This is a genomic window from Streptomyces sp. AM 4-1-1 (assembly GCF_029167625.1).
Lineage (GTDB): Bacteria > Actinomycetota > Actinomycetes > Streptomycetales > Streptomycetaceae > Streptomyces.
The window spans coordinates 3,858,590-3,879,703 of the sequence record NZ_CP119145.1; the positions used below are offsets into that span (position 1 = coordinate 3,858,590).

At 69.7% G+C, this 21,114-nt stretch carries 18 protein-coding genes; 16 read left to right on the forward strand and 2 right to left on the reverse strand.

Features of this window, described 5'->3' with window-relative positions; all coding sequences use genetic code 11:
- Positions 1-38: 38 nt before the first annotated feature.
- The 10 genes from clpB (at position 39) to PZB75_RS16615 (ending at position 12,137) form a co-directional block, all read left to right on the forward strand.
- Entirely contained in the window at positions 39-2,633 is a 2,595-nt protein-coding gene (gene clpB, locus PZB75_RS16570) for an ATP-dependent chaperone ClpB (RefSeq protein WP_275536075.1), read from the forward strand.
- Positions 2,634-2,772: 139 nt separating this feature from the next.
- Complete coding sequence (locus tag PZB75_RS16575; RefSeq protein WP_275536076.1) at positions 2,773-3,318, forward strand: YbjN domain-containing protein; 546 nt, start codon at positions 2,773-2,775, stop codon at positions 3,316-3,318.
- Positions 3,319-3,879: 561 nt separating this feature from the next.
- On the forward strand, positions 3,880-4,614 hold the full coding sequence (locus tag PZB75_RS16580; protein ID WP_275536077.1) for a cupin domain-containing protein: 735 nt from the start codon (positions 3,880-3,882) through the stop codon (positions 4,612-4,614).
- A 401-nt stretch (positions 4,615-5,015) separates the two neighbouring features.
- Positions 5,016-5,570: a DJ-1/PfpI family protein gene (locus PZB75_RS16585; protein WP_275536078.1), complete on the forward strand. Its 555-nt coding sequence runs from the start codon at positions 5,016-5,018 to the stop codon at positions 5,568-5,570.
- The gene (locus tag PZB75_RS16590) at positions 5,570-6,319 is read left to right on the forward strand and encodes an HAD family hydrolase (protein WP_275536079.1); all 750 of its coding nucleotides are present in this window, start codon (positions 5,570-5,572) and stop codon (positions 6,317-6,319) included. The genes PZB75_RS16585 and PZB75_RS16590 overlap by 1 nt, the downstream gene beginning before the upstream one ends.
- Before the next feature lie 222 nt (positions 6,320-6,541).
- Positions 6,542-7,759 (forward strand): MFS transporter, encoded by a 1,218-nt coding sequence (locus tag PZB75_RS16595; RefSeq protein ID WP_275536080.1) that lies wholly within the window; start codon positions 6,542-6,544, stop codon positions 7,757-7,759.
- Positions 7,760-7,912: 153 nt separating this feature from the next.
- The gene (locus PZB75_RS16600; protein WP_275536081.1) at positions 7,913-8,875 is read left to right on the forward strand and encodes a hypothetical protein; all 963 of its coding nucleotides are present in this window, start codon (positions 7,913-7,915) and stop codon (positions 8,873-8,875) included.
- 150 nt (positions 8,876-9,025) lie between these two features.
- Positions 9,026-10,498, forward strand: coding sequence for a glucose-6-phosphate dehydrogenase (zwf, locus tag PZB75_RS16605; RefSeq protein ID WP_275536082.1), 1,473 nt, complete (start codon positions 9,026-9,028; stop codon positions 10,496-10,498).
- The gene (locus PZB75_RS16610) at positions 10,495-11,454 is read left to right on the forward strand and encodes a glucose-6-phosphate dehydrogenase assembly protein OpcA (RefSeq protein ID WP_275536083.1); all 960 of its coding nucleotides are present in this window, start codon (positions 10,495-10,497) and stop codon (positions 11,452-11,454) included. Before zwf ends, PZB75_RS16610 begins: the two co-directional genes overlap by 4 nt.
- Positions 11,451-12,137, forward strand: a complete 687-nt coding sequence (locus PZB75_RS16615; RefSeq protein WP_275536084.1) for a type 1 glutamine amidotransferase domain-containing protein — start codon at positions 11,451-11,453, stop codon at positions 12,135-12,137. Before PZB75_RS16610 ends, PZB75_RS16615 begins: the two co-directional genes overlap by 4 nt.
- A 278-nt stretch (positions 12,138-12,415) precedes the next feature.
- On the opposite strand, the gene PZB75_RS16620 is transcribed toward PZB75_RS16615, so the two are convergent.
- Together PZB75_RS16620 and PZB75_RS16625 are read right to left on the reverse strand one after the other, a co-directional pair.
- On the reverse strand, positions 12,416-12,712 hold the full coding sequence (locus PZB75_RS16620; protein ID WP_275536085.1) for a putative quinol monooxygenase: 297 nt from the start codon (positions 12,710-12,712) through the stop codon (positions 12,416-12,418).
- A gap of 225 nt (positions 12,713-12,937) precedes the next feature.
- On the reverse strand, positions 12,938-13,708 hold the full coding sequence (locus PZB75_RS16625; protein WP_275536086.1) for a type 1 glutamine amidotransferase domain-containing protein: 771 nt from the start codon (positions 13,706-13,708) through the stop codon (positions 12,938-12,940).
- Between the two features lie 306 nt (positions 13,709-14,014).
- Between PZB75_RS16625 and PZB75_RS16630 the strand changes: the two genes are divergently transcribed.
- The 6 genes from PZB75_RS16630 (at position 14,015) to PZB75_RS16655 (ending at position 21,064) form a co-directional block, all read left to right on the forward strand.
- Positions 14,015-14,692 carry a type 1 glutamine amidotransferase domain-containing protein gene (locus PZB75_RS16630; protein ID WP_275536087.1) on the forward strand — a complete coding sequence of 226 codons (678 nt, stop codon included), beginning with the start codon at positions 14,015-14,017 and terminating at the stop codon, positions 14,690-14,692.
- Between the two features lie 184 nt (positions 14,693-14,876).
- Positions 14,877-16,421: an integrase gene (locus PZB75_RS16635; RefSeq protein ID WP_275536088.1), complete on the forward strand. Its 1,545-nt coding sequence runs from the start codon at positions 14,877-14,879 to the stop codon at positions 16,419-16,421.
- Between the two features lie 14 nt (positions 16,422-16,435).
- Entirely contained in the window at positions 16,436-17,557 is a 1,122-nt protein-coding gene (locus PZB75_RS16640; protein ID WP_275535476.1) for a tyrosine-type recombinase/integrase, read from the forward strand.
- Positions 17,557-17,898, forward strand: coding sequence for a helix-turn-helix transcriptional regulator (locus PZB75_RS16645; protein ID WP_275535477.1), 342 nt, complete (start codon positions 17,557-17,559; stop codon positions 17,896-17,898). Before PZB75_RS16640 ends, PZB75_RS16645 begins: the two co-directional genes overlap by 1 nt.
- On the forward strand, positions 17,895-20,339 hold the full coding sequence (locus PZB75_RS16650; RefSeq protein WP_275536089.1) for a site-specific integrase: 2,445 nt from the start codon (positions 17,895-17,897) through the stop codon (positions 20,337-20,339). The genes PZB75_RS16645 and PZB75_RS16650 overlap by 4 nt, the downstream gene beginning before the upstream one ends.
- Positions 20,336-21,064, forward strand: coding sequence for an SDR family oxidoreductase (locus tag PZB75_RS16655; RefSeq protein WP_275535479.1), 729 nt, complete (start codon positions 20,336-20,338; stop codon positions 21,062-21,064). The genes PZB75_RS16650 and PZB75_RS16655 overlap by 4 nt, the downstream gene beginning before the upstream one ends.
- Positions 21,065-21,114 lie beyond the last annotated feature (50 nt).

The window sequence follows — 21,114 nt, forward strand, 5'->3', positions numbered from 1 at the left end:
GCCGGACAGACACACCGGGCGAGGAGGAGACAGCGCACGTGGACGCCGAGCTGACCAACAGGAGCCGGGACGCCATCAACGCGGCCACCAGCAGGGCCGTCAAGGACGGGCACCCCGATCTCACCCCCGCGCATCTGCTGCTGGCGCTCCTCGCGGGTGAGGACAACGAGAACATCACCGACCTGCTGGCGGCCGTCGAGGCCGACCAGGCCGTCGTGCGGGCCGATACCGAGCAGCTGCTCGCCGCCCAGCCCAGCGTCACGGGCTCGACGGTCGCCCCGCCGCAGCCCAACCGCGAACTGCTCGCCGTCATCGCCGACGCCGCGCGGCGCGCGAAGGAGCTGGGCGACGACTACCTCTCCACCGAGCACCTGCTGATCGCCGTCGCGGCCGAGGGCGGCCGGGCCGGTGAGGTCCTCACCCGGCACGGGGCCGGGGCGAAGAAGCTGCTGGAAGCATTCGAGAACACCAGGGGAGGACGCCGGGTGACCACACCCGACCCGGAGGGCCAGTACAAGGCCCTGGAGAAGTTCGGCACCGACTTCACGGCCGCCGCGCGCGAGGGCAAGCTCGATCCCGTCATCGGACGCGACCAGGAGATCCGCCGGGTCGTACAGGTGCTGTCGCGGCGTACGAAGAACAACCCGGTGCTCATCGGCGAACCCGGCGTCGGCAAGACGGCCGTCGTCGAAGGACTCGCCCAGCGCATCGTCAAGGGCGACGTCCCCGAGTCGCTGAAGAACAAGCGGCTGGTCTCGCTCGACCTGGGCGCGATGGTGGCGGGCGCCAAGTACCGGGGCGAGTTCGAGGAGCGGCTGAAGACCGTACTCTCCGAGATCAAGGAGAGCGACGGCCAGGTCATCACGTTCATCGACGAGCTGCACACCGTCGTCGGCGCGGGCGCGGGCGGCGACTCCTCGATGGACGCGGGCAACATGCTCAAGCCGATGCTGGCCCGCGGCGAGCTGCGCATGGTCGGCGCCACCACCCTCGACGAGTACCGCGAACGGATCGAGAAGGACCCCGCCCTGGAGCGCCGCTTCCAGCAGGTCCTGGTCGCCGAACCGTCCGTCGAGGACACCATCGCGATCCTCCGCGGCCTCAAGGGCCGTTACGAGGCGCACCACAAGGTGCAGATCGCGGACTCCTCGCTGGTCGCCGCCGCCACTCTCTCCGACCGCTACATCACGTCCCGCTTCCTCCCCGACAAGGCCATCGACCTCGTCGACGAGGCGGCGTCCCGGCTGCGCATGGAGATCGACTCCTCGCCCGTCGAGATCGACGAGCTCCAGCGGGCCGTCGACCGCCTGCGGATGGAGGAGCTGGCCCTCAAGAACGAGACCGACCCGGCGTCCAGGCAGCGGCTGGAGAAGCTGCGCCGCGACCTCGCCGACAAGGAGGAGGAGCTGCGCGGGCTCACCGCGCGCTGGGAGAAGGAGAAGCAGGGCCTCAACCGCGTCGGTGAGCTGAAGGAACGCCTCGACGAACTGCGCGGACAGGCCGAACGCGCCCAGCGCGACGGCGACTTCGACACCGCGTCCAAGCTGCTGTACGGGGAGATCCCGGGCCTGGAACGCGAGCTGGCGGAGGCGTCCGAGGCCGAGCAGGAGGCCGCCAAGGACACCAAGGACACCATGGTCAAGGAGGAGGTCGGCCCGGACGACATCGCGGACGTCGTCGGCGCCTGGACCGGCATCCCGGCCGGCCGTCTCCTGGAGGGCGAGACGCGGAAGCTGCTGCGCATGGAGCAGGAGCTGGGCAGGCGCCTCATCGGGCAGAGCGAGGCGGTCGAGGCCGTGTCGGACGCGGTACGGCGCACCCGCGCCGGGATCGCCGACCCCGACCGGCCCACCGGATCGTTCCTCTTCCTCGGCCCGACCGGGGTCGGCAAGACCGAGCTGGCGAAGGCGCTCGCGGACTTCCTCTTCGACGACGAGCGGGCCATGGTCCGCATCGACATGAGCGAGTACGGCGAGAAGCACAGCGTCGCCCGGCTGGTCGGCGCCCCGCCCGGTTACGTGGGGTACGAGGAGGGTGGCCAGCTCACCGAGGCGGTCCGCCGCCGCCCGTACAGCGTGGTCCTGCTGGACGAGGTGGAGAAGGCCCACCCGGAGGTCTTCGACATCCTGCTCCAGGTCCTCGACGACGGCCGGCTCACCGACGGGCAGGGCCGGACGGTGGACTTCCGCAACACCATCCTGATCCTGACGTCCAACCTCGGCAGCCAGTTCCTCGTCGACCCGCTCACCAAGCCGGAGGAGAAGAAGGAGAAGGTGCTGGGTGTCGTACGCGCCTCCTTCAAGCCCGAATTCCTCAACCGGCTCGACGACCTGGTGGTCTTCTCGGCGCTGTCCCGCGACGAGCTGGCGCACATCGCCGAACTCCAGATCGGCCGCCTCGCCAAGCGGCTCGCCGACCGCCGGCTCACGCTCGACATCACGCCCGAGGCCCTGACCTGGCTGGCGGACGAGGGCAACGACCCGGCGTACGGGGCACGGCCGCTGCGCCGCCTGATCCAGACGGCGATCGGCGACCGGCTCGCGAAGGAGATCCTGTCGGGCGAGATCAAGGACGGCGACACGGTCCGGGTGGACCGTGCGGGGGACGGCCTGATCGTGGGCCGCGCCCGCTGACCGCCCCGCCCGTCACCCCGGCGGTGCCCGGTCCGGCCAGGGCTTTGTCAGCTTCTGGCGGATCGGGCCCGTCGGGGCTTGCCACGCCCCGCCCGGCATGGGAGAGGATGGCGGCCAACCGTACGAAGGGAAATACACGGTGAGCATCGACCCGTCCTCGATTCCGAATTTCGGGGGCCAGCCCGAACCGCAGGCGGCAGGACCGGAGGGCCCCGTCGTCCCTGACCAGGATCTCGTCAAGCAGCTGCTCGAACAGATGGAGCTGAAGTACGTCGTCGACGACGAGGGCGACCTCGCCGCGCCGTGGGAGGACTTCCGCACGTACTTCATGTTCCGCGGCGAGGAGGAGCAGCAGGTCTTCTCGGTCCGTACGTTCTACGACCGCCCGCACGCCACGGACCAGCGTCCGGTGCTGCTCGACGCGATCGACGACTGGAACCGCCGCACCCTGTGGCCGAAGGTCTACACCCACAACCACGAGCCCGAGGAGGGCGCCGAGGCATCCGTCCGGCTGATCGGTGAGGCGCAGATGCTCATCGGCACGGGCGTCAGCCTGGAGCACTTCGTCTCGTCGACGGTCAGCTGGGTGCGGGCCTCGATCGAGTTCGACAAGTGGCTCGTGGAGCGCCTGGGCCTGGACCCGGCCGCCGACAGGCCGTCGCCGGAGGGCACCGAGCAGGCCTGAGCCGTTCGCGGCCGGGTTCGCGGTCCGGTCGGCCGGGTTCGTGGCCCGGTTCTCCCGGCGACGCGGCCCCGGCGCGGCGGATCGGCACCCGCGCCTCGCGCAGCACGTCCACCCGGCCGGGGGCGGCGGTCATCATGACCGCCGCCCCCGGCCGGGTTCGCTCTGTCGGGGGCGATTCGGCTCGACTCTTTCCCCCGGCCCCGGAGACATTCGGCCGCTTCCGGGGAACGCGGCGTTCCGAGGGCGGTCCGACGCCCCGGGCGGTGCGGCCGGAGGAGAGGGGGCGCGGGGAAAACGGAGGAAGAGCGAATTCCGAATTACGACATGATCGCTACTCTGCGGTAGTAGTGGCCCTGACTAGGTGTCACAAACACCGTTATGGGGCACCAACGTTCTTCTATTTGAGGCCGCTGTCACCTAGCTGGTTAAGTCTGCGACGGCACCGAACGGCACATGCCGAAGGGGTCGGAACATATAGTTTCCAGCCATCAGGGGGATGACGTGACGGTAACTCAAGGTGTGGAAATTCTGCCCGGAAAGCATCTCGACACGGCGGACTTCATGCCGATTCGCGTGGACGCCGGCCGGGCCGACATCGCGAAGCTGACCGGACTGCTGCGCGACGGGGCGCGGCCGTCCAACGAGCAGTTCGACCAGGACGCGCACCTGGACGAGGTGATACCGAAGCCCTGGGGCTACGAGTACCGGGCGTACGTGGACGACTTCTTCGACCTCTGGTCCCTCCACATCGACGGTGGTCACAGCACGTCGGTCCATGTGCATCCGCGGAAGCTCACCTATCTGCTGTGCCTCGGCGGGCAGGGAGTGACCACGGGGATCGACCGCGAGGAGATCCGCGTCAGGGAGGGCTCCATCCTCCGTATCGCCGCCGGAGCGTTTCACGGGACCCGTTCCACCGGGGACGAGCCCCTGGAGCTGATCGAGGTCGAGGTCCCGAGGAACAAGTTCGATCTCATCCGGCTCCAGGACGATTACAACCGGGCCGGCACCGCGTATGAGAGCACTTCCCTCGAAGAGCCCCAGCACCGTATGCGGAAGGTCCGGTCCCTGCCGAATACGAAGATGCGGTCCCAGACACCGGACCGGCGATTCCGTTTCGATCTGCGTACCGGAATGGACGTCTTCTACCGGCCGCAGGAGACGGATCTCTTCCACATCCCCCTGCACATTTCTGGCGTCATTCGCAATGACGTCGAAATTCTGACCGGGCACCCCGGTGACACCCGTCGGCCGCAGACCGACAAGCAGTACCTCTGCATCAGCAAGAACCTCTGAGCCGTACGCGCTGGCGCGCGATCCGTACCCGGTACGGGGGCGCTTCGCGGCGGGCGAGGACCGTGTGCCCGGCGCCCCGTGTTCGGCATCGAGTGCCCGGCATCCGGCGCAGCCCGCGCCCTGCGGCCGGCATCCGCCTTCTGTGTCCGGCATCCGGTGCCGTGGGTGCCCGAGCCCTGTGCTCCGCGCCCTCGTCTCGCGTTTCGTGCCCGCACTCGTGGTGCCCCGCACTCCGTGCCGACAGCCGTACTCCGCGTCCGCGTCCGTACTCCCTGTCCGTACTCCGCGTCCGTACTTCGTGTTCGTACTGCTCCGTGTCCGTGTCCTTCGTCGTCCGGGGACACGGACACCCCCATCAGATTCCGCCCGGCCGTCGGCCGGCTGCCCGAAGGAGCTCGCTCATGTCCCGCAACGCCGTCATCATCACCGGCCCCGGTTTCCAGGACCACGACGTCGTCTTCACGTACTACCGCCTCATGGAGGAGGGCTGGCACGTGGACGTGGCCACGAAGAACGCCGACGCCGTCACCGGCAAGTACGGCATCCCGCTGCCCATGGACAAGACCGCCCGGCCGCTGATCGCCTTCGAGGACCTGTCGGTCGACCAGTACGACGTCGTCATACTGACCGGCGGCCACGAGGCGCCCGACCGGGTGCGCCAGGACCGCAACGTGCTCGACTTCGTCGCGGGCATGGACCGGGCGGGCAAGGTCGTCGCCGGTCTCTGCCACGGCCCCTGGATCATGGTCAGCGCGGGCGTCCTCAACGGACGCAAGGCGTGTGCCTACATCGGTCTGCGCGACGACGTGATCAACGCCGGAGCCGATGTCGTCGACAGCGACGTGATCGTCGACGGCAACATCATCACCTGCTCCTACTACGGGTACATGGGCGCGTTCATGAGATCCGTCTTCGAGACCGCAGCGAAGATCGCGGCCGAGAAGCAGGTCGCGTGATGGGCGCCCGGCCCTCACTCCTGGCGCTCGACTTCGACGGAGTCATCTGTGACGCCCTGGAGGAGTGCGCCCTGGTCAGCTGGCTCGGCATCCATCCGCACGACCGGGCGATCTCCGGGGCACAGCAACTACGGCTCGTGCCCCAGGAGTTCGTGGAGCGCTTCCGTACCGTACGGAACTACGCCCGGGTCCTCGACCACTTCGTGGTGGCCCACCTCCCCGAGGCGGGCTCCATTCGTTCGCAGGCGGACTTCGACCGCCTCCACGAGGCACTTTCCCCTTCGTACGTACGGCGGTTCACCACCGCGGCCAATGCGGCGCGCGAGTGGTTCCGCACTCAGGAGGCCGACTTCTGGCTCGATCTCCACACCCTGTATCCGGGGGTGGCGGACCTGCTGCGCCGGCACCGCGGCTCGATCGTGATCGTCACGGCGAAGGACGAGGGTTCGGTGCACGCCATCCTCGACCGGCACGGCCTGGACGACACGGTTTCGGCGGTCTTCGGCGAGTGCGGACGCAAGGCGGACGTGGTGCGCGAGGTCAGCGCGGAGCGGGGCGTCGATCTGAGGGACGTGACCTTCATCGACGACAACCTCCCCAACGCCGTCGGTGTCGCCGCCACGGGGGCGCTGTCCCGGTGGGCCCAGTGGGGCTATCAGACTCCCGAACACCAGGCGCTGGCGCAGGAGTTGGGAGTGAGCCCGCTGTCCCTGGACGGTCTGGAAGCGCTCGTTCCCGTCGCCGTCTGACCCGTACCCCGGGTGTCATCGGCACGGACGGGACCCGGCCTCGCGTCACCTGTGGCCGGGTCCCGTTCCCGTCCGTGCGGGTTGCCGGGTCCCGCCCCTGTCCACGTGGCGGTGGCCACCGCCGTTCCGCGGGACGGCCGGGCCACCGTGCCCCGTACCGACCACATCCCGATCCGTCGCAGTCCGAACCGACCCTCCCTCCCCCGACCTGGAGACGCCGTCATGACCGCGCCGACCTCGCAGCTCGCCCGGACCGGTACCGGTCCGCACGATCCCGCCCCCGCCCCAGCCGCCCCGCGGTTCGCCCTCCAGCTGACGCTGCTGACCGTCCTCGCGGTGGCCGTCCCCGCCCAGCTGTACCTGGCCATCCCGATGGCCGGGCGCTTCCGGACGGTGTTCGGCGTCGACGCCGGCTCGGCGGCCTGGGCCGGGAGTTGCTTCTCCCTGGCCTACGCCCTCGGCTTCCTGCTGTTCGGGGCGCTCGCCGATCGCGTCGGCCACCGCCCGGTCCTCGTGGCCGGTACGGTGGCGACCGCGCTGACCACCGCCGTCCTCTCCCTCAGCCCCGACTACGGCTGGTTCCTGGCCTTCCGCACGATGCAGGGAGCCGCGGCGGCCTGCATCGCCCCCGTCGCGCTCGCCTACGTCGCGCGCCATGCGCCGGACGTCCGCCGCTCCCTGGCGCTGTCCGTACTGACCACCGGACTGCTCGGTTCCGGCATCGCGGGCCAGGTGCTCGGTCAGACCGTCAGCGACCACGCCTCCTGGCGGACCGCCTTCTGGCCGGCCGCCGTCCTCTACCTCACGGCCGCGGCCGGGCTCCGTCTGCTGCTGCGCGACCCCGTGACCGACCCGTCGGTCACCGTCGCCTCCACGCTGGCCGTGCTGCGCGGACTGCTGCGCACCCCACAGGCCGTCGCCGTCTTCGCCTCGGCGCTCACGGTGTTCGGAAGCTTCGTGGCGTTCTACGCCGTACTCGACCGGCAGTTGGAGGGCGCTCTCGGGATGAGCGGCCGACAGGTGCTCGGCGTCCAGGCGATCGGTGCGGTCGGGCTGCTGGCGGCGCCCGTCGTCCATCGCTTCGCCGCCGCCCGGGGGCCGCGACGCCTCGCGACGGCGGGATTCCTCACCGCGCTGACGGGTCTGCTCGTGGCGCAGTTCAGGTCCGCGCCGGTCCCGCTGGTCCTCGGCAGCGTCGTCTTCGTCGCGGGCATCAGCCTGGTCGTCCCCGGCCTGGTCGGGACGCTGCACCGGATCGCACCCCACAGCGCCGGTACGGCGGTCTCCTTCAACACCTTCCTGCTGTTCGTCGGCGCGTCGGCGGGACAGCTCGTCGCCGCGCACACCGGCTACCGGACGACGCTGGCGATCCTCGCCGCCGCGGTGCTCCTCGCGGCCTTCGCCGTGGCCCGAGCCGGCCGGCCGCCCGCCCGCCACTGACCGACCACTCATCTGTGACGCGCGTCAGCTCCCGGAACCGCTACTCCCATCGGCTCCCGGAACCCTCGGGCCCGTCGGAACTCCCGGGTCCCCTCGCAACTCGTCGCAGCCCCTCGCAACTCATCGCCATCGGAACCCCTCGGAGGTCACACCATGCGTACGCGTCGTATCGTCCCGCTGCTCGTCACTCTTCCCCTCGCCCTGACCGCTGCCCTGAGCGCTCCCGCCCAGGCGTTTCCGGGGGCCCGGTCGCACCACCGCCCCGCCCACCTCACGCACCTGGACCTCGCGAGCGGTCAGCAGCCCGAGAACCTGGCCCCGCTGCCGGACGGCTCCGTGGCCGTCACCTTCGCGCTGACCGGTCAGGTGGCCGAGATCTCCCGCACCGGCCGGGTCCGGGTGCTCGCCCGGCTGCCCGTACCCACCGACGGTGACACACCCGTCCTGCACAGCAAGGTCTTCGCGGCGGGCATCGACCGTACCGACGACGGCACCCTCTACGTCGCGGTGAGTACGGGCACCTCGTCCGGCACCGGGATCTGGCGCGTCCGGGAGCACCGGCCCCCGACCCGCGTCGCGGCGCTGCCCGCCGACAGCCTGCTCAACGGGCTCGCCGTCGACGAGCGACGCGGCCGGATCTACGTGGCGGACTCGACCGGCTCCACGATCTGGACCGTACCGCTGCGAGGCGGGACGCCGACCCGGTGGCTGCGGGACGCGGCGCTCGCGCCGGAGAGCGGATTCCTCGGGGCGAACGGGCTGAAGCTGCACGACGGAGCGGTATGGGTGTCCAATCTGGACGCCGGGACCCTGCTGCGGGTGCCGGTGCGCGCGGACGGCCGGGCGGGAGCCGCCAGGGAGGTCCTGCGCGGACTGGGCTCGGTGGACGACTTCGCCTTCACCGGCCGCGGCGACGAACTGCTCGCGACCGACATCAAGGCCGACACGCTGACGAGAATCGTGCCCGGGAAGTCGCGCACCACCGTGCTGAACAGCGCCGACGGCCTGTCCGGGCCCACCGCCGTCGCACTGCGAGGGCGTCGGATCGTGGTCACCAGCGCCGCCTACTTCACCGCCCACGACCCCAATGTCCTCAGCGTCCCGCTCGCCCGCTGACATCGAGCCCCGAGGGATGTGAGAGCTGTGCGTTCGCTACCGGATCAGGACGGACCCCCGGAACGGGAACAGGAACACGCCGCGAGGGACCGACAGGACCGACAAGGACGGCGGGACCGACAGGACCGACGGGACCGGGAGAAACGCCGGTTGTCGCGGATCGCGGGGCCCTCGGGCCTGGTCGTCTTCGGCGTCACGGGTGACCTGTCCCGCAAGAAGCTGGTGCCCGCCGTGTACGACCTGGCCAACCGGGGACTGCTGCCACCGGGCTTCGCGCTCACCGGCTTCGCCCGGCCCCGCTGGGAGGGCGAGAACTTCGCCGACGTCCTCCACGAGTCGGCCGCGCGGCATGCGCGTACCCCCTTCCGCGAGGACGTCTGGCAACAGCTCCGGCAGGAAATGAGGTTCGTCCAGGGGGACTTCGCGGACGACGACGCGTTCGAGCTGCTGGCCAAGGAGGTCGGCGCGCGGGACGGAACCCGCGGCAACCACGCCTTCTACCTCTCCGTACCGCCGAAGTGCTTCGCCACCGTCGTACGGCAGTTGAAGAAGCACGGGCTGGCCGATCCGCCCGAGGGCGCCTGGCGGCGCGCGGTCGTCGAGAAGCCGTTCGGCCACGACCTGGAGTCGGCCCGCGAGTTGAACGCCACCGTCCTCGACGCGTTCGCACCCGACGCGGTGTTCCGGGTCGACCACTACCTGGGCAAGGAGACGGTCCAGAACATCCTGGCGCTGCGGTTCGCCAACACGATGTTCGAGCCGGTCTGGAACAGGTCGTACGTCGACCACGTCCAGATCACCATGGCCGAGGACATCGGCATCGGCGGCCGGGCCGGCTACTACGACGGCATCGGCGCCGCCCGGGACGTCATCCAGAACCACCTCCTCCAACTGCTCGCGCTCACCGCCATGGAGGAACCGGGCTCCTTCACGGCCGAGGCACTGGCCGCCGAGAAGAGCAAGGTCCTGGCCGCCGTCGAACTGCCCGCTGACCTCTCCGCCCATACCGTGCGCGGCCAGTACGCGGCGGGCTGGCAGGGCGGTGAGAGGGTGCCGGGCTACCGCCAGGAGGACGGCATCGACCCCGGCTCCACGACCGACACGTACGCCGCGATCAAGGTCGGTGTCCGCAACCGCCGTTGGGCGGGCGTCCCCTTCTACCTGCGCGCCGGCAAGCGCCTCGGCCGCCGGGTCACCGAGATCGCGGTGGTCCTCGGACGCGTCCCGCACTCACTCTTCGGCCGTACGGCGACCGACGCGCTCGGCCGGAACGCGATCGTCATCCGCGTCCAGCCCGACGAGGGCGTCACCGTCCGCCTCGGCGCCAAGGTGCCCGGCACCTCGATGGAGATCCGCGACGTGTCGATGGACTTCGCGTACGACGGGTCCTTCACCGAGTCCAGCCCCGAGGCGTACGAGCGACTGATCCTCGATGTGCTCCTGGGCGACGCCGGCCTCTTCCCCCGCACCGAGGAGGTCGAGCTCTGCTGGCGGATTCTCGACCCGATCGAGCGGCACTGGAGGGACAACGGCACGGTCGTCCCCTATCCGGCGGGCACCTGGGGTCCGGTCGAGGCGGACACGATGCTCGCACGTGACGGACGGAGCTGGCGCAGACCATGAGGACCGACCTCACGGGGACCACCTCCCAACAGATAGACAGGACGCTGGCACGGGGTCGCCGGGCGGTCGGCGCCCCGGCCACCGGCCTGGCGTTCACCCTCGTCGTCGTCACCGACGAGGAGAACGCGCGCGACGCCATGAAGGACGTCGGCACGGCGTTCCGGGACGTTCCGGCGCGGACGCTGGCCGTCCTGCCGGGACCGGAGACCGGCGCCCCCCGGTTCGACGCCCGCGTCCGGGTGGCGGGCCGGTCGGAGAGCGTCGTGCTCCGGCTCCACGGGGAACTGGCCCGGCACGCCGACACGGTGCTGCTCCCGCTCCTCCCGCCGGACACCCCGCTGCTGGTGTGGTGGCCGGGTGAGGCACCGGGCGCGCCCGCGGCCACCCCGGTGGGCCGCCTCGCCGATCGCCGCATCGTCGACACCGCCGCCCACCGCGCGCCACGGACCGCGTTGAGCCACCGGGCCGCGCTGCACACCACGGGTGACGCCGATCTGGCGTGGACACGTACGGCGTGGTGGCGGGCCACGCTCTCGTCGCTCCTGGAACCCCCGCCGGACGCGGGGCGCGGAGCCGGACGGGCTGCGGTGCCCGGGGCCCCGTACCCGTCCGCCCGGGTGTGGCACGCAGGCGCCTACGACCCGTCGGCGGAACTGCTGGCCCACTGGCTCTCGCTCCGGTCCGGCGGACCGGTGGAGCGCGTCGGCGGGCGGGGGACGGGGGGCGTCACCGCTGTGGAGGTGCCCGGCCGCCCCGGTACGGTCACCGTCGACGTGGGCCGGGGCGGCGGGCTCGCGCGGGTGCGCACCGCGACGGGAGCGACGCATCACGTGGCCTTCCGGCGTCCGACCCGCGCCCGACTGCTGAGAGAAGAGGCGGGGTGTGCCCGCGCCGACCTCGCGTACGTGAACGCCCTTTCCGTAACGCGTGATTCAGACAATGTGGAGGCGGCATGAAGCCCACTGCTCGCGGGACGGTCCTGTCCGTACTGACCGGCCACGGTTCCATGGGCCCGGCCGGGCGCCCCACGGGCTTCCATTTGGGCGAGACAATCGAGCCCTGGGAGATCCTGCGGCGGGCGGGCCACCGGGTGGAGTTCGTCTCGGTCGGGGGTGGCCGGCCCCCGATGATCGGACACGATTCAACCAATGAGGCGCACACCGCATTTCTCTCCCATCCGGAAGGGGGAGCGTTGATCGATGCGGCTCCCCGCCCGGAGGAAGTCGACCCCGGGGATTACGACGCCGTCTACTTCGTCGGCGGGCACGGGACGATGTGGGATTTCCGGGGGCACCCGGCCCTGGAGAAGATCGGCCGGACGGTGTACGAGAGCGGGGGAGTGGTCGCCGCGATCTGTCACGGCCCCGCCGCGCTCGTCGATCTGCGGCTGAGCACGGGACGTCACCTGGTGGACGGCCACCGGCTCACCGCCTTCTCGGACGAGGGCGAGGCGGCCCGCGGTCTGGACACCGTGGTGCCGTTCTCGTTGCAGCGCGCCCTGGAGGAGCGAGGCGCGGCGTACAGCTGCGCGCCCGACCGGGAGCCCCATGTGGTGGTCAGCGGACGTCTCGTCACCGGCCAGAACCCGGCGTCGGCGGCCGGGATGGCCAGGGCGGTCGCGGAACTGCTCGGTTCCTGAGAACCGGCGGGGGCCCAGGGGGACGGAGATCCCCCTGGGCCCTTTCGCGTACCGGCGTCCTCCGGGCGCTCCGCGTACCGGCAGCGTCCTCCCGGCGATTCCCGCGTCCTCCGGGCGGTCCTCCGGCGCTCCTCCTGGTGTGCTCCCGGTGGTCCTCCCGGGGTCCTCTCCGAGGCGGACCGCGCGTCCGTCCATCCGGACCGCCTCGGCGGCATCCGGCTCCCGGGGTGCGCCCGGGGTGTCGCCCGGGGTGCCTTGGGGCACTCGCTCGTGAGGCGTCAGACCGCTCGAAGCGTCCCGTAACGACCGACGTGCCGCTTCACCAGAAGCGGCACCACCCGCTCCAGGACCAGTTCGCGGTAGTGGGCCGATGCCTTGTGGTGTGCCAGGGCATCCGCGTCCGAATACTCCTCGAAGAGTGCGAATTCGCGGCCGTTCTCAAGTGACCTGAACGACCGGTATGCCAGACATCCGGGCTCCGCGAGACTTTTTTCCGTAATTTCGGCCAGGAATCGCTCTATGTCTTCTTCCCGGCCCTCGCGTGCGGTCCAGTGCGCCATGACAGTAATCGACATGATAAACCTCCGGAGTGCTATTGCTCGGATACTCGGATCAATCATCCGTATCTTCGTGCCGCTCAAGGAGAACACCGGAAGCAGGTCCCGAACAAATAGAATACGACGTTGCCCGAATAAGAATCCCTATCGCCTGTGAACGGTCGGTGGGCAGAGGTCGGCGGGGGCAGGGGCAGCAGGGACAGGGACAGGGACAGGGACAGGGGCAGGGGCAGGGGCAGGCGGTCACCGGGCCCCCGGGGGCCCCGAAGCAGCCGAAGCCACCGAAGCCGCCGGGGCCGTGCGCCGGAGCCAGTGCCGCGGCAGCGGCCGGCCGTCGGCCAGTTCGACGCCCTTCTGGGCGAGAGCGGCGCTCGACGCCGGGTTCTGGCCCGTGATGAGCGCCCCGTCGGTGACCACATGGCGGCGGAACGGCTCCCCCGCCTCGTAGTGGGCGCCCCGCTCGGTCAGGGCCTCGCCGAGGAAGTACGGGACCACCTCGTCCAGTCCGACGGCCCGCTCCTCCTCCTGGGTGAACGCCGTCACCCGGTGCCCGGCCACCAGCGGCGTGCCGTCCGGGGCCGGTACGTCGAGCAGCGCGCCCACCCCGTGGCACACGGCGGCGATCACGGCGAAGTCCCGTCCGGCCCAGTAGTCACCGAGGAAACGGATGAGGCGTTCGTCGCCGGGCAGATCCATGATCGCCCCATGACCTCCGGCGACGAAGACGACGCCGTAGTCCGCGGGGGAGAGCTGGTCCGGGGTGCGCGCCCGGTCCAGCCGGTCCTGCACCGTCGGGTCCTCCAGGAACATCCGCTGGGGCGGGTCCGACCGGTCGACCCCGCCCATCGGGGGCCGGCCCGCGCGGGTGCTGGCGAACTCGAAGTCCCATCCCGCGGCCAGCAGCGCCCGCCACGGATATGCGGCTTCGGGCAGCCAGAAGCCTGCGGATCTGCCGTTGGGAAGGCGCTCGGTGCTGCTGAGGACGATGAGCCCATTGGGGGGGTGTGCAGGCACTTTAGCCTTACTTTCATCAGGGGGTGGCCGTATTCATTCGATCGGTGACACGCGGCAGTAACACGAAGAAGCACCATAACTCATTGCGCGATTCCTGCCCCAGAGGCAAACGGCTAATCGTGACGGGCTATAGGGCTGCTTATACGGGGCATGAATTCGTCTATTTGCCGGTCCGGGCGGGTGGTCCTAGATTTCTTGGTGTCCGGGCCGCCGACGCGGCACCTGCCACCGGACGACCCGTCCCGGCCCCGAGCACGGCCCGGCGGGTGTGGTGAAGCCATCCGTGACCCCTCGGGAGATCCCGCCATGCCGAAGAAGATCCTTTTCGCCCTCACCAGCCATGACTCGCTCGGTTCCACCGGGCGAAGGACCGGTTTCTACGTGCCAGAGGTCGCCCATCCCGCGGCCGTCTTCCGGAAGGCCGGTTACGCACTCGACTACGTCTCGGTCCGGGGCGGCGCCGCCCCGCAGGACGGCATCAACCCCGATGACGGCGTCGTCGCCGACTTCCTCGCCGACCCCGCGACCCAGGACGCGCTGGCCACGACCGTCACCGCGAAGGAGGTCGACGCCGAGGAGTACGACGCGATCTACTTCGCCGGTGGCCACGGCACCATGTGGGACTTCCCGGAGGCCGAAGACCTCGCCTCGCTCACGGCGGCGATCTACGAGCGCGGTGGCACGGTCGCCGCGGTCTGCCACGGCCCCGCCGGTCTGGTGAACGTGAAGCTCGCCGACGGTTCGTATCTGGTGGAGGGCAAGCAGGTGTCGGCCTTCACCAATGAGGAGGAGGCCGCGGTGGGCCTCACCGATGTCGTGCCGTTCCTGCTGGAGAGCACCCTCGCCGAACGCGGCGCGAAGATCACCAAGACCGGCAACTTCGCCGAGCACGCCGTCGCCGACCAGCGGCTGGTGACGGGCCAGAACCCCGCTTCCGCCGCCCGCGTGGCCGAACTGGTCGTCGAGCAGCTGACCACCCGCTGACCCACAGCCCTCGCCGAACCGCACCAGACGTCCGGGTGCCCGCCGACGCGAACCGGCGGGAACCCGTACGCCCGGTCCTGACGGGACCGGCGAGCACCCCGTACATCTGACCCCGACGGGACCTGCGGGCATCCGCGCGTCTACGTCTGATCCTGACGGTCGTCTTCCCTGTTGGATCGACGTGTTGAAGCGGATCGAACAGGGGTGGACGCGTGCCGGGTTGGCGTACGTACTGGTGCCGAGGGACCGCCGGGTGGCGGGGGACCGAGTGCCCGCTCTGGCCGGGTGGAAGGACCTGGCGGAGCGTGAGGACCGAGTTGGAATTCATCCTGGGGATCCAATTCTTCTTTCTCCGGACTACCGGATCGATGAGGCGCTGAGTCGGTACCTGTGCCGGTCGTCGTTCGCCCGTCTCGCGCCGGAGACGAAGCGGAACTACACCGACGACTACTGCCTGTTCTTCGACTTCCTGTGGGGCCGTGGGAAGTGGTGGAGCGAGGCGTCGTCAGACGATCTGTGGGACTTCGAGGACTGGCGGACCCGGTCGATGCGGAATCCGCGCCGGGTCGGTGGGGCGCGGTGGAACCGCGGGCTTGCCGCGCTGATCAGGCTGTACGAGTGGGCGGTGCAGCGCGAGCACGTGATGGTCAACCCGGTGATCATGCGCTCGTTCGTCGGCAGGAACGGCGAGCGGCTTCTGGTACCGGCGGCTCGGGCGAAAAACGCCCGCAGCAGCGAGGTCCGTTGGCTGACGCCACGGGCGTTTCGCCGCTGGGTTGAGGTCGGGTTACTCGGGTACGGCGCGAACGGCGTCCCGTCACTGGGGTGGGCAGGGCGGCTTGCGGACCGCAACGGCGCCTTCGCTGATCTGCTGTTCTCTTCTGGTCTGCGGCTGACGGAGGGGGCTTCGTTGTTGACTCTGGAGATCCCGCGTCTTCGGTTGGAGGGTGGTCGGTACTACGTGGGGCGGCTCGCTCGGGTGGTGACGAAGTCGAAGCGGGCGCGCACGTTCTACGTCTCCTCTGTGGTGGCGGGGGAGATCGAGGGGTACGTCGAGTCCTCGCGCGCCCGGATTGTTCGACGCGCACAGGCCTTGGGCCGCTATGACGATCTGCCGACGCGGCTGGTGACCCACGAGACCGGTCGACACCGGCGTGTGCTGCACTGGCGCGATCGGGACGGGGTGATCGGGCAGACTCCGCTGGCCGAGGCGACGGTGGAGGAGCGGATGAGCTTCTTCACCGAGGGCCAGGATGGTCCGGAGCCGCTGTGGCTGTGGCTGAACGAGGCGGGTCTGCCGCTCCAGTCGGCTTCGTGGGAGGGCGTGTTCCGGGCCGCGAACGAGCGCTGCGAGGCAGTGCTGTCGCCGGTGATGGATGAACCGCCGTTCTGCACGCCGCACATGTGCCGGCACAGCTTCGCGTTGTTGATGCTCGTGGTCCTCAACCACCATGGACCGGCGCATGGGGCTGACGCCGGAGGAGCGAAGGGACTTCCGTCTGCTGTACGGCGATCCGTGGCGGATGGTGCAGGACCTGCTCGGTCATGCCCAGCTGGAGACCACGAAGGCGGTGTACCTCAACCCTCAGGAATTGCATCAGGCGGGCGAGAAACCGCAGGTCGCGAGGTCAGGGCAGGTCCAAAGGAGGACTCTGTCCTCCTGCAACTTGGCGGCCTGAGCTGGGAGTTTGGTAATCGGATCCCATCTGATGCAGGATTTGCCCTCTGAAGGGGAGGGTGAAAGTGGGTCTACAGCGACGCGCCGAGCTGGCGGGGGCAGCTCACCTGGAGCTGGTGTCCGGGGTTGTCCAGCTGCGTCCGCAGGACGCGATGGTCGAAGCCATGGTGCGGGGCTGGCGGGCCCAACAAGCCGCTCGCGGGCTCCGGGAGGACACGGTCACCGCTCGGGAACGGCTCGTACGGCGGTTTCTGGAGCACACGAACGAATACCCGTGGGCCTGGACGCCCGGCCACGTGGACGAGTGGTCACTGTGGCTGACCAGCGAGAAGCACCTCGCGCCGTCCACGATCCGCAGTTATCAGGGCAGCCTGCGCCTGTTCAGCGAGTTCTTGATCGACGGCCGCTACGGCTGGTCGGTGGCCTGCGAGGACGCTTTCGGCACTCACCCCGTGGCCATCTGCCACGAGTGGAACACCATCGCCCACCTCAACGACTACGAGGGGCGCCCCGAGGCGAGGCCGTTCACCCGCGAGGAGATCCAACGCTTCCTCGACTACGCCGACGACCAGGTCGATCGAGCGGTACGGGCCAAGCGCAAGGGAGCCCTCGCCGCCTACCGCGATGCCACCCTCTTCAAGGTCATCTATGGGTGGGGTCTGCGCCGGACGGAGACATCGAAGCTGGATGTGGTCGACTTCGGGCGGAACGCGAAGGCACCGCAGTTCGGCCGGTACGGCACCCTCAACGTCCGCTACGGCAAGGCGAAGAAGGGGCAGCCGCCGCGCCGTCGGAACGTGCTGTCGGTGATGGACTGGGCGGTGGACGCGGTCGCCGATTACGTGGAGAACGTACGGCCGCGGTTCGGCTGCGAGGATCACCCCGCCTTGTGGGTGACCGAGCGGGGCGGCCGGGTCAAGCCGGCCGAGATCAACGCCCGGTTCGTCGCCTACCGCGACGCGCTGAAGCTCCCGAAGGCGCTGACGGTCCACTCCGCTCGCCACTCCTACGTCACCCACCTCACAGAGGACGGGGTTGACCGCCGGTTTCTCCAGCAGCAAGTCGGTCACGAGAATGACAGCTCCACCGCTATCTACACCCACGTCAGCGACGACTTCATGAACACCATGCTCCACAGGGCACTTGCGCCCGCGCTCGCCTCGTTCCCCGCAAACAAGGACCGCTGATGGCCGCGAAGCTCGACTACCACTGGCACTTGCGCAAGGTCATGGCCGACCGAGGGCTCTTCTCCACCACCGACCTCATCCCGCTGCTGGACAAGCGGGGCATCACCCTTTCGTCCAGCCAGGTCTACCGGCTCGTCGTCGAGCGCCCCGAGCGGCTCAGCCTGAAGATCCTCATGGCCCTGCTCGACATCCTCGACTGCACCATGGACGACCTCATCGAGCCGACCGCCGCGGCGGGTGCCGAAACCACTACCCGCACAAAGAAGGCTGTCGGTGCCGAGGCAGGTGTCGGTGACCTGCGACCCAAGCGAGCCCGCATCCGCGGTTTCGAGCGGCCGTGACCGCACCCGGGCACCCCGAGCGGGCCGTCTGCGACCCGATCGGGCTCATCGCGGACCTGGTCGCAGCCATCGAGCATCAGCTGGAACCGGACCGGATCCGTGCCGTGGTCGCCGGCGTCGCGGGCGGACGCTCGAAGTCACGCCTCCTCGCGGCACATCTCACTGAGCATCCTCGCGTGCTGAACGACGGTCGCTCGCCGGCGCCCAGGGCCGTCGGCGACCTGCTCATCGCCCTGCGTGAGGCCGGGGCCCAGACGGTCTCGCCGCCGCGTTGCGCCGAATGCGGCACGCAGATACGAACGCTCCAGCGCCGCGGCCAGGACTGGTACTGCTGGACCTGCGGACAGCCACAGCCCGAGCCGTGTGCTGCCTGCGGAAACACCCGCCGGGTCACTTCACGCGACCGGACCGGGCAGCCACGATGCGCCAAGTGCCCGGACGACGACGGACGCGACCCCATCGCAGTGATCGGCGCCCTGATCGCTGAACTGGATCCGCAGGCCGAACGGGAGACGGTCTCCGACGCGGTCCGTCGATCGGCGCCTCGCCCTTCCTACCAGCGGAAAATTGCCTGGGCCCTGGAAGCCCACCCCGCTCTGCTGACCGGCGACGGTCACCTCGCACCCCACCGCGCGATCCTCAAGCTGATCGACCTGCTGCACGAGGCCGGCATCGCCGGGATCGTCCGGCCGTCCTGCCCCGGCTGCCACAGAGTCGTACGCATCGACAAGCCTCTGGACGGAAAGCGGGTCTGCCGCATGTGCATCTCCCACTCCCGCATCGAGGAGTGCTCGGGATGCGGAGCCCGCCGAGAGCCCGCCACCCGCGACGACCAAGGCCGGCCAGTGTGTCCGAACTGCCTGGTCAGCGCCCCGGCGAACCTGGAGACCTGCATCAACTGCGGCCGACGAAGGGTCGTGAACACCCGCACACCGGACGGCCCGCTCTGCCAAAGCTGCCCCTCCCTGCCCACCGCGACTTGCAGTATCTGCGACGCGGAGAAACCCTGCGGCACCTCCCGCACTACGGGTCGGCCATGGTGCCTGGACTGCCAGCGTCACTCCGCGCCGTGCTCAGCCTGCGACAGCGTCGCGGCGGTCGTCTCCGGCACTCTCGACCAGCCCCTTTGCGCGGACTGCACCGTCTCTGAGGTCTGGCACACCTGCCCTACCTGCAGCGATCCCGACTACCCGCACCCCGGCCAGTGCGCTCGTTGTCTCATCAACCGACGCCTCAACGAGCTCCTGGGCCCTCCGTCCGATGCCCTCCACCCCGGTCTCCAAGCCCTGCGGAACAACATCGCCACCACCGAGCACCCACTCACCGCCAGGCGGTGGCTGAACAAGCCGTCCGTGTCTCCGGTCCTGGCCGACCTCGCGGCCGGCAGACGAGCCCTGACTCACGAGGCCCTCGACGAGCTGCCCGACAGCCCGCCCCTCGCCCACCTCCGCCAAGTCCTCGTCGGCGTCGGTGCCCTGCCCGAGCGGGACGAGTACATGGTCCGCCTCGAACGTTTCCTCACCGGCCTTCTCGCAGCACAGCAAGACCCCGAACAGCGCAAAGTCCTTCACCAGTACGCGATATGGCACCTGGTCCGTCGACTACGCCGACGCAGCAACGGCCGCCCCCTGACCCCGCAGCAGTTCGCATCAACGCGTCAACGCACCCACGCGGCCGTCGCCTTCCTTACCTGGCTTCAGGCTCACGACCTCGCCCTGGATACCTGCCGACAGGCCGACCTCGACGAGTGGCTTACCGACGACTCCGCGACCTACCGCCACACAGCCGGGCACTTCGTCCGCTGGGCTCGCACCAACAAGCTCACCACCGTCCACGTCCCCGCAATCCGCTGGAACGGCCCCACCCAGCCACTCGATGACGAGCACCGGTGGAACGTCGCACGCCGACTCCTGCACGACGACACCCTCAAGCCCGAAGACCGCCTCGCAGGACTGCTTCTCCTCCTCTACGCACAAGGGCCATCGGCGATCCACCGACTGACCATCGAGGACGTCGAGGTCGGCGCTCAGGCAGTACGTCTCCACCTCGGCGATGCACCCGTCCAACTGCCCGAGCCCGTCGCCGCACTGGCCCGCACTGTCGCCGCGAACCGCAAGGGTCACGCGACCATCGGCGCCCTGGCTCCCTCACCCTGGCTCTTCCCCGGTGGCCAGCCCGGACGCCCGATCAGCACCACACAGCTGACCCAGCGGCTGACCCAGCTCGGGATCCGGCCCAATCAGGCCCGCAGCACCGCACTCTTCCAGCTCGCCACCGAGATCCCCGCCGCGATCCTCGCCCGCACCCTGGGCATCCACACCGACGTCGCCGTCGCCTGGCAACGGCTCTCCGCGGGCGACTGGGCCACCTACGCAGCCGAGGTCGCCCGCCGCGCTTCACCGCAACAACAGCCGGTCCACGAACAAGGAACAAAATCATGAGATTCGACAACCACCGCGTCGTCATCACTGCTGCCGGGCGCGACTTCGGGCGAACTCTGGCCATCCGGCTCGCAGACCTTGGCGCCGAGGTCTTCCTGTCCGCACGCAGCCTCGCTGCCGCTGAGGGTGTCCGCGACGAGATCCGAGACCGAGGCCACCAGCGGGTCCACGCCTACGCCTGCAACCTGACGGATCCCGCCTCAATCCGCGACTTCGCTTCCAGCGTCACCCAGCACACCGACCGCGTCGACATCCTGATCAACAACGGCTCGCGCTACCTCGAAGGGCCGGATCTCCAGGCAGCATCCGACGCCGATATCGTCGACACCATCGCATCCGGCGCCACGGGCACGGTCCTGACCGTGAAGAACTTCCTCCCGCTCCTGCTCAACTCGGACAAGCCGGACGTCGTGACGATGGTCTCCGCCTGCGGAACGGCCGGACATCACCGCTCGGACGCACACGACGCCTTCTATGCAGCCAAGAGCGCACAGGCCGGGTTCACCGAGATCCTCTCCAAGCGCCTACGGCCCCAAGGTGTCCGGGTGATATCGCTCTACCCGCCCGACTTCGACAACGCCGACCCGCTCTCCGAGGAGTGGGAGACCACCCCGCGCGAGGCCAAGGATCCCCTCACCGGTCAGTCGCTCGTGGACTGCATCCTCTTCGCAGTCGCCCAGCCCCGCGACTGCTTCATCAAGGCGTTCCATTTCGAACAGGTCTGAGCGCTCGCATACTCAAGGCTGACGTCGGCTCCCAGGCCGCACACCGGGGG

Excerpts from the sequence above, each read along its gene's own strand:
- PZB75_RS16580 (WP_275536077.1), top strand. The coding sequence starts at position 3,880 with ATGCCGATTCGCGTGGACGCCGGCCGGGCCGACATCGCGAAGCTGACC.
- PZB75_RS16585 (WP_275536078.1), top strand. The coding sequence starts at position 5,016 with ATGTCCCGCAACGCCGTCATCATCACCGGCCCCGGTTTCCAGGACCAC.
- PZB75_RS16590 (WP_275536079.1), top strand. The coding sequence starts at position 5,570 with ATGGGCGCCCGGCCCTCACTCCTGGCGCTCGACTTCGACGGAGTCATC.
- PZB75_RS16595 (WP_275536080.1), top strand. The coding sequence starts at position 6,542 with ATGACCGCGCCGACCTCGCAGCTCGCCCGGACCGGTACCGGTCCGCAC.
- PZB75_RS16600 (WP_275536081.1), top strand. The coding sequence starts at position 7,913 with ATGCGTACGCGTCGTATCGTCCCGCTGCTCGTCACTCTTCCCCTCGCC.
- PZB75_RS16610 (WP_275536083.1), top strand. The coding sequence starts at position 10,495 with ATGAGGACCGACCTCACGGGGACCACCTCCCAACAGATAGACAGGACG.
- PZB75_RS16615 (WP_275536084.1), top strand. The coding sequence starts at position 11,451 with ATGAAGCCCACTGCTCGCGGGACGGTCCTGTCCGTACTGACCGGCCAC.
- PZB75_RS16620 (WP_275536085.1), bottom strand. The coding sequence starts at position 12,712 with ATGTCGATTACTGTCATGGCGCACTGGACCGCACGCGAGGGCCGGGAA.
- PZB75_RS16630 (WP_275536087.1), top strand. The coding sequence starts at position 14,015 with ATGCCGAAGAAGATCCTTTTCGCCCTCACCAGCCATGACTCGCTCGGT.
- PZB75_RS16645 (WP_275535477.1), top strand. The coding sequence starts at position 17,557 with ATGGCCGCGAAGCTCGACTACCACTGGCACTTGCGCAAGGTCATGGCC.
- PZB75_RS16655 (WP_275535479.1), top strand. The coding sequence starts at position 20,336 with ATGAGATTCGACAACCACCGCGTCGTCATCACTGCTGCCGGGCGCGAC.